Origin of the sequence: Draconibacterium sp. (assembly GCF_041583095.1) — a bacterium.
In the GTDB taxonomy this organism is placed as follows: domain Bacteria; phylum Bacteroidota; class Bacteroidia; order Bacteroidales; family Prolixibacteraceae; genus Draconibacterium.
In genome coordinates this window covers 1-2516 of sequence record NZ_JBFHGM010000428.1, presented here as the reverse complement: position 1 = coordinate 2516, position 2516 = coordinate 1, and the positions used below count along the sequence as shown (strand labels likewise).

The 2516-nt window shown below is 41.9% G+C and carries 3 protein-coding genes; all 3 read right to left on the bottom strand.

The features are described 5' to 3' along the window. Positions 1-542 (bottom strand): aminotransferase class V-fold PLP-dependent enzyme (locus ABZB17_RS22190; protein ID WP_372653806.1); only part of this gene is annotated, 542 nt, incomplete at its 3' end. A 110-nt stretch (positions 543-652) separates the two neighbouring features. Further along, the gene (sufD, locus tag ABZB17_RS22185) at positions 653-2020 is read right to left on the bottom strand and encodes a Fe-S cluster assembly protein SufD (protein ID WP_372653803.1); all 1368 of its coding nucleotides are present in this window, start codon (positions 2018-2020) and stop codon (positions 653-655) included. Between the two features lies 1 nt (position 2021). Then, positions 2022-2516: Fe-S cluster assembly ATPase SufC (sufC, locus tag ABZB17_RS22180; RefSeq protein WP_372653800.1), on the bottom strand; the 495-nt coding region annotated here is incomplete at its 5' end.

Here is a 2516-nt window from a genome sequence, read left to right as displayed (position 1 = left end):
TTTATAGTTCCCAAAACATTGGAAACGTGATTAACAGCAATCAGTTTTGTCTTCGGAGTGATCAGTTCCGGCAACTTATCCATCTCAAGCAAACCGGTGTCGTTAAACGGAAGTTTTACAATTTTTGCATTTCGTCTTTCGGCGGCAATTTGCCACGGAACAATATTCGAGTGGTGTTCCATTTCTGAAACGATGATCTCATCACCATCCGAAACATACTTTTCGCAAAAGCTACTTGCCACCAGGTTAATACTTTCGGTGGTTCCTTTTGTGAAAATTATTTCTTTTCGCGAAGTGGCATTAATAAACTCCTTCACTTTATCGCGTACCTCTTCGTACTCAACCGTTGCTTTATCAGCCATGTAGTGCGCACCACGGTGGATGTTGCCATAGTAATCGTTGTGCAGCTGCTCCAATTTTAAAAGCACCTGAACAGGCTTTTGCGCCGATGCGGCCGTATCGAGATAAACAAGCGGCTTATTATATACCTTTTGCTGGAGAATGGGGAAATATGATCTGATTTTTTCGATATCGTAATTCATAAGGCGAAGATAGCGAAATGAAAGAAAAGAAGCTTTGCGAAACGCTGTACTCTCAAGGAGTTTAAAACTTTGTTTTTATTCCGAGGTTACAACGTTTCGCAAAAAAATATTTAACAATCGCACTGGTAAGCACAATCGTGACAACGGGAAACTTCACCTTTCAGGCGTTTGTCAACCAGTTCGTCGATACGGTCGCGCAATGGCTCCAGTTTGATCTCTTTTACCACCTCGTGGACAAATGCGTTCATCATCATCAAACGTGCCTGATCTTCGTTAATTCCGCGGGCACGCAGGTAAAACAATGCTTCTTCATCAATCTGACCAACTGTTGCACCGTGACTACATTTTACATCGTCAGCATCAATAATCAGCTGAGGTTTTGTTTGCATCGTGGCTTCGTCGGTCAGCAACAAGTTGTTGTTGCGCTGGAAAGCATTTGTTTTTTGTGCATCGCGAACCACGTGTATTCTTCCTGAGAAAGCACCGGTTGATTTTTCGTCGAGCACGTTTTTGTAAATCTGATTACTTTCGCAGTGCGGCGCAGCATGAATAACCTGAGTGAAATTATCCACATGTTGTTTCTTGTCCATAAAGGCCATTCCAAACATGTGCGCCTCGGCATTTTCTCCGTTCAATGCAAATTGCAGGTTGTTACGAATCAAACCACCGTGTAACGACGCAGTGTGTGTTGTAACACGCGAATCGCGCTGCTGATCGATAAATACCGAATTGATATTTGTGGCTTTGTTGTGCTGATTTTGCAGGGTGTAAAACTCCACCTCAGCATTGTTGCCGGCAAAAATTTCCGTTACCGAGTTATTCAGGTATTGGTTAAGGTTCAGTGTGTGATCGCATAACAACACCTGAACTTTAGCACCATCTTCAACAAGAATAAAATTCCGTTGAGTAGAGAATGTATCTTTTTCGTCCTGCAACAGATTAATGATCTGGACAGGACTTTCAACCACTACATTTTTCGGAACATAAAGGAAAAAACCATCTTTGGCAAAAGCTGTATTCAGCGCCACCATCGGGTCTTCTTCAACATTGGCCAGACTGGCATATTTTTCCAGCAGCTCCGGTCTTTCTTTCGAAATACTGTCGAGGCTATCGAGAATAACACCTTCCGGAAGATCTCTTTTTTCTGTTTCGTTTTTGTAGAACCAACCATTAAAAACCAGTGCCAGATTAGTGTTCAGTTGCGGAACATCGCAACGAAAAACCTCGCTCATATTGGCTTTCTTTTCCTCCCTTGTATGGATGAATTTAAAATCAGGCACAAATGCCGGATTTAGGTTGGTATATTTATAATTTTCATTTTTTCGCGTTGGTATACCCTGCAAAACAAAGTTCTGAAACGCCTTTTTTCGTTGAGCGTTCAAAATATCGGACGAGTTGGCAAAAAGCTCGTCTTTTACTTCGTTGTAATGCGCGGTATATTTTAGCGATAAATCTGCTTTGTCAACTAAAACGCTCATGTTAATTTCCGTTTTCTGATTTAATCCAGTCGTACCCTTTTTCTTCCAAATGAAGCGCCAATTCTTTTCCGGCCGTTTTTACAATTTTTCCCTGGTAAAGAATATGTACAAAATCGGGTACAATATAATCGAGCAGGCGCTGGTAGTGCGTAACTACAATTGTCGACCTTTCGGGCGATTTTAGCGCGTTAACTCCGTTGGCTACTGTCTTTAATGCGTCAATATCAAGTCCAGAATCGGTTTCGTCAAGAATCGCTAATTTCGGCTCAAGTAGTGCCATCTGGAAAATCTCGTTTTTCTTTTTCTCACCACCCGAGAATCCTTCGTTAACCATGCGGTTGGTTAATTTGGTATGCATGTCAACCAAATCCATTTTTTCACGCATCAATTTCAGGAATTCGCCTGCAGTAAGTTCTTTTAATCCTTTGTGCTTCCGGTGTTCGTTTACTGAAGTTTTCAGGAAGTTCACCATTGGTACGCCCGGAATTTCAACGGG

What these genes read in the sequence shown, in the direction of transcription:
- sufD (WP_372653803.1), bottom strand. Translation starts at nt 2,020, where the DNA reads ATGAGCGTTTTAGTTGACAAAGCAGATTTATCGCTAAAATATACCGCG.